This window comes from Shewanella sp. SP2S2-6, from assembly GCF_031931965.1.
Lineage (GTDB): Bacteria > Pseudomonadota > Gammaproteobacteria > Enterobacterales > Shewanellaceae > Shewanella > Shewanella baltica.
Genome location: NZ_JAUOEQ010000065.1, coordinates 1 through 3903 on the forward strand (window position 1 = coordinate 1; position 3903 = coordinate 3903).

At 46.1% G+C, this 3903-nt stretch carries 5 protein-coding genes; all 5 read left to right on the forward strand.

Going from position 1 to position 3903, the window contains the following annotated elements:
• Positions 1–137 precede the first annotated feature (137 nt).
• Positions 138–527: a lysozyme inhibitor LprI family protein gene (locus tag Q4Q57_RS21885; protein WP_311892020.1), complete on the forward strand. Its 390-nt coding sequence runs from the start codon at positions 138–140 to the stop codon at positions 525–527.
• 140 nt (positions 528–667) lie between these two features.
• A complete protein-coding gene (locus Q4Q57_RS21890) occupies positions 668–1531 on the forward strand; it encodes a site-specific integrase (RefSeq protein ID WP_311892021.1) in 864 nt (287 codons plus the stop codon).
• A complete protein-coding gene (locus Q4Q57_RS21895) occupies positions 1510–2628 on the forward strand; it encodes an IS91 family transposase (RefSeq protein WP_311892022.1) in 1119 nt (372 codons plus the stop codon). Before Q4Q57_RS21890 ends, Q4Q57_RS21895 begins: the two co-directional genes overlap by 22 nt.
• Positions 2629–2993: 365 nt before the next feature.
• Positions 2994–3212 carry a hypothetical protein gene (locus tag Q4Q57_RS21900; protein ID WP_311892023.1) on the forward strand — a complete coding sequence of 73 codons (219 nt, stop codon included), beginning with the start codon at positions 2994–2996 and terminating at the stop codon, positions 3210–3212.
• Positions 3213–3331: 119 nt separating this feature from the next.
• Positions 3332–3892 carry a hypothetical protein gene (locus Q4Q57_RS21905; RefSeq protein WP_305398607.1) on the forward strand — a complete coding sequence of 187 codons (561 nt, stop codon included), beginning with the start codon at positions 3332–3334 and terminating at the stop codon, positions 3890–3892.
• Positions 3893–3903: the final 11 nt, after the last annotated feature.

Below are 3903 nucleotides of genomic sequence, written 5' to 3' on the forward strand. Positions count from 1 at the left end.
CGCTGCTGTCGGACAAATTTTCCGCTGCGCTCCAAATTTGCCGCAGAGCGCGGCGTTCAAGCGATTTATGCCCTGCAAACAGCGCAGCGCATAAATACTAAGACGTTAGTTTTAGAATCACAATAAGGATGTTATATATGAAAAAAATTATCTGTTTTTCTCTTGTTGCACTGGCGTTTAATTCATACGCAGATGTTGAAGATTGTAGCTCGAAAAACAAGAGTAAATATGAGGTAGAAAGCTGTTTAGTTAACTTGGTTGAAGAACGAAAAAGTGAATTAAAAGTGGTATTGGCACAAGTTAATGCGGTTGTTGTGGGACAGGAAGAATATAAGATTGCTCCTGACTTAACGAAAGACCTTCAGAAAAACTTACAAGATTTTGAAAATTATAAAAATTCTTTTTGTAATTTATACTTAGGAGCAACTGGCGCAAGTATGGGAACTGGAAGTTATTCAGCCTCTTTAGAGTGCGAAGCAAAAGTTTTGAAGCAACGTATTCAGCTGCTTCGTAGCATTGCAAACTAAAACTAACAAGCGCAGTAAAGGCGACCGCACAAGACGCGGCGCTTTCTGCGGGCGTTGAACTAAGCCGCTGCGCGGAGCCCAAAGCGAACCACTGTTCCACACTTACTCCTAGGGATAATCCCTCACCTAGGAGGTCTACCATGTCATCACTTCTGCAACAATTCCATGATGAGATCAGTTTACGTGGTTACTCGGCCCGTACACGCAGTACTTATCTGCGTGCCATCACCCAACTGCAGCACTATGCAAACCAACCGCTCGATAGCATTACGGATGAGCAGCTTACGGCTTATTTCCGTTACTTAAATCTTGAGCGACATCATTCCAGAGCCACCTTAAAGCTACAGCTTAATGGCATTCATTTTCTCTATGAACATGTCCTAAAACGTGACTTTACGGTTCAGTTGAGTTTACCTAAACGTCCACACAAGCTGCCGCAATTGCTGAGTTGCCAAGATATCTCGGCACTGCTGTATCACTGTCAAAACCTGAAACAACGCGCTATGTTGGCGCTGTGTTATGGTTGTGGTTTGCGTGTCAGTGAGTTAACCCATATTAAGGTTGCTGATATCGATGGGCAGCGGCAGTTGCTCAAAGTGTGTCAAGGGAAAGGGGCCTACGACCGATTGGTGATTATTTCACCGACCTTGCTCACCCTGTTGCGTCAGTATTGGCGAGCGTATCATCCCGTCGAATGGTTGTTTGCCTCGACCTATCATGATGTGGTTTATCCGCTGCATGAGTCGACCTTTCGTAAAGCGTTAGCGAAGGCGGCCCGCTTAGCGGGTATCACTAAGCCATGCAGTCCACACAGCCTAAGGCATGCTTATGCGACCCATCAATTACAAGCGGGTATGCCACTTCATCAATTACAGGCTCAACTTGGTCATCACAGTATTAAATCCACCGAGCGCTACTTGCATTGGTCGCCGGAATTGGGTCATCAAGGCTGTGACTTGCTAGCAAGTCTTGGGGGGATGCCATGGCAACCTCCTACCATGTAAGCGATATCCTTCATCAGCACTTAGCCCACTATCAACAGCAGCATAAACTGACCGAACAACAAGCCTTAGTCTGCCAGCATATTCAACAGTGTCGCACGCAAGCCTTGGGCATACAGCAATGGCGTTGTGATACTTGTCACTATGAGCAGCAGCTGTTTTGCTCCTGTGGTGACCGGCATTGCCCTCGCTGTCAGGGAAGGCAGACGCAAGCGTGGATTGCTACGCAGCAGGCGCAAGTCTTGCCTTGCCGCTATTTCCACTTGGTCTTTACCTTACCCCACGAGTTGAACATCTTGGCGCACTACGCTGCCAAGTCGTTATACAGCGCCCTGTTTGAGTCTGTGTGGCAGACGCTTGCGCAGTTTGGCATGAAACGGAAACACCTTCAGGGTCAATTGGGTTGCACTATGGTATTGCATACGTGGGGGCAAACCTTGAGTCAGCATATTCACTTGCATTGCTTAATCCCGGGTGGGGTGCTGACGTCAGCGGGAGATTGGCATAGCGTGAAAACGGATTATCTGTTTCCGGTTAGAGCCTTGTCCACCGTATATCGGGCCAAGTTATTACGGGCGCTGCGACAACATGAGCTGGCTATCCCTGCGGCTGAAACCTTAATGGCAAAGCCGTGGTGTGTTTACAGCAAAGCGTGTCTGAGCCGCGCCGAAACCGTGGTGGAATATCTCGGGCGTTATACCCGTAAAGGCATGCTGCATGAATCAAGAATTGCCGACGTGACCGCAGAGCATGTCAGTTTTCACTACAAGGATTATCGTGATGGTCAGCAGCATAAGCAAATGCGGCTAAGTTGTGATGAGTTTATCCGCCGTTACTTATTGCATGTGTTGCCCAAAGGGCTGATGCGAGTGAGACATTTTGGTTTTCTCGCCAATGCTTGCCGCCGCAAAAAGCTCGCGCTCATCCAGCGGCAATTACGTAAGCCGCAGGTGGTATTGGCGAGTCCTTTGGTTAAGAAGGACTGTTTGTGGTCATGTCCGCAATGCCAGTTAGGTCATTTGCAGTTTATTGGGCTGATAAGACTGCAGAAATTAGTGATGATTAACAACCAAAGTCAGCCAGTACGTCTGTCAGGATAACCACTCCCTCAAGACGTAGCGTAACCGACAGCGAAAGCAGCCTGCCTTATGGGATTAAGCCGATGAGGGGATGTGGTGTGAGAGTGAGCCTGAGTCTGGGCTGGAATGCAGTGGACCACGCGCCTTAGTCAGTCAAAAGTGAGCTTGAAAGAATGAGAAAGCTAAAACGATATCAAGTGATTACCCATCAAACTGTATAAAAAACCGCTACCGCAAAAAAGCAAATTCCTATAGCATCATTCATACCCATTTACACGGATGTGGCAGCGGCCAAGTCCAACAAGCGATTTATGCCCTGCAAACAGCGCAGCGCATAAATACTAAGACGTTAAATGCCTCGGGGAAGTATGAAGCACGAACTATGGATGGATGAAGAAGGTTTAGGAACCTTTTGCCTTACAGGAGAGCGAGGTAATGATGCTAGAGCACTACTCGAACCCGGCTCAAAACTTGTTTGGAGCTGTGAAGCTCATTCTCATTTCGACGCAATGACAAAGTATTATCAGTATATGGACTGGGGTATTTATACCACTGACTATCCAGAGCAAGACAAGAAAACATACAAAGAAATGGGATGGGAGTAATGGCATTTAACAAGCGCAGTCACAATCGGCCACTGCGTGGCCTGGACCTCAACCGCTGCGCGGGTTTCGGCCTGTGCTGCGAGCGTTAGCCTTTAAAATATTGTTAAGGAGTGTCAATAATGGCAGAGATTGAAATTAAATTAGAGCGAGCTAATGTTGAAGAGCTCTTTTCACGTTATAAAGACATAATCGGTAAAGATTTTCCTGGTTATCGAAACCATGTATATCGCACTATAACTTACGCTATGCATTTTCTAGGTAATGACCCCAAATTGGAACGTTTAGTGGAAACCATTTTTGTTTATCATGATATAGGACTATGGACAGATCATGAATTGGCATATTTAGAGCCATCGGAAACCGTTGCGTTAGAAGATAATCAAAAGTATGAGTGGGGGTTAGACCCTGAGGTTCTTCGAGGTGGTATTCATTGGCACCATAAAATTTTTTCTTATAAAGGGCAACATCAAAATATTATCGAAGCCTGCCGTAAGGCTGACTGGATTGATGCATCGAAGGGACTTATTCGCAAAGGCCTTAATAAATCGGCTATAAAAGAAGTCGAATTAGCATTTCCAAATTTAGGTTTTCATGACACATTGCTACGTCTTGCAAAAGATTATGGTGGTTCCACATTGATCGGCGGTATAAAAGTTACCCGTGGCATCGTAAAATGGTAGTAAAATTAAAG